3 protein-coding genes are annotated in these 1,111 nt (G+C 74.5%); 1 reads left to right on the plus strand and 2 read right to left on the minus strand.

Annotated features, from left to right (window positions below; translation table 11 throughout):
• Positions 1 to 597 (plus strand): TRCF domain-containing protein (locus tag AB0N07_RS51795; protein ID WP_365848052.1); only part of this gene is annotated, 597 nt, incomplete at its 5' end.
• Between the two features lie 6 nt (positions 598 to 603).
• Here the strand turns inward: AB0N07_RS51795 and AB0N07_RS51800 are convergent.
• Both AB0N07_RS51800 and AB0N07_RS51805 read right to left on the minus strand, forming a co-directional pair.
• The gene (locus tag AB0N07_RS51800; RefSeq protein WP_069941668.1) at positions 604 to 936 is read right to left on the minus strand and encodes a hypothetical protein; all 333 of its coding nucleotides are present in this window, start codon (positions 934 to 936) and stop codon (positions 604 to 606) included.
• Positions 926 to 1,111 (minus strand): hypothetical protein (locus tag AB0N07_RS51805; protein WP_365848054.1); only part of this gene is annotated, 186 nt, incomplete at its 5' end. The genes AB0N07_RS51805 and AB0N07_RS51800, both read right to left, overlap by 11 nt.

Here is a 1,111-nt window from a genome sequence, read left to right on the forward strand (position 1 = left end):
GAGATCCGCGGCGCTGGCAACCTGCTCGGCGGGGAGCAGTCCGGCCACATCGCCGGCGTGGGCTTCGACCTCTACCTGCGGATGGTGGGCGAGGCCGTGGCCGACTTCAAGGGCGAGGAGGACACCGCGCCCGCCGAGGTGAAGGTGGAGCTGCCGGTCAACGCCCACCTGCCGCACGACTACGTGCCGGGGGAGCGGCTGCGCCTGGAGATGTACCGCAACCTCGCCCAGGCCGCGGACGACGCCGCCGTGGACGCCGTGGTGGAGGAGCTCAAGGACCGCTACGGCCCGCTGCCGGAGCCGGTGGAGGCGCTCGTCGCCGTCGCCCGGTTCCGCAACCGGGCCCGGGCCGCGGGCGTCACCGAGGTGATGCTGCTGGGGCAGAACGTGAAGTTCGGCCCCGCCGCGGACCTGCCGGAGTCCCGTCAGATGCGCCTGACCCGCATGTACAAGGGTGCCCAGGTCAAGCCGGCCCTGAACGGCGTCCTCATCCCGCGTCCCAAGACCAAGCCGGTCATGGGTCAGGACCTCGTGGACGTCCCGCTGCTCGAGTGGGCGCTGCAGGTGGTCGACGCGATCTTCGTGCCGGAGGGCTGAGACGGGTCAGGCCGTCCGCACGCGGACGAGGACGCCGTGCGCCTCGAGCATCTCGAGGAAGGCGTGGAGGCCGGCCGCGACGTCGGCGGGGGCGAGGCCGAACGCGTCCGCGACCTGGACCGTGACGTCCGACGCGGACAGCGGCGCGGGCGGATCCGCGACCAGGTCGTCCTCCGGGGTCCGGCCGCCCACGAGGACGTCCCAGATCACGTCGCCCGAGGCGCTCAGCAGCAGCGGCTGACCGGCCTCGAGCGTCATGACGGCGGCCTGGCCGCCGGCGGTGCGGGCCCACGCGATGTCGGGGGCGAGCGCCCAGCCCTCGGTGGTCTCAACGGCCACGGCGCACCGCCTTCGTCCAGGCCCAGCCGGCGAGTGCGCCGAGCCGGGCGCGCTGCTCGCGCCACAGGTCCGCGCGGGTGACCGGCCGGCCCAGGCGCATCTGCAGATGGGGGCGGTTCACCGGGATCGTGCGCGCCACGAGGGCGGCCCGCTCCCGCACCGTGGCTGCGGACTG

The sequence above is a fragment of the Streptomyces sp. NPDC051172 genome (assembly GCF_040682555.1).
GTDB lineage: Bacteria > Actinomycetota > Actinomycetes > Streptomycetales > Streptomycetaceae > Streptomyces.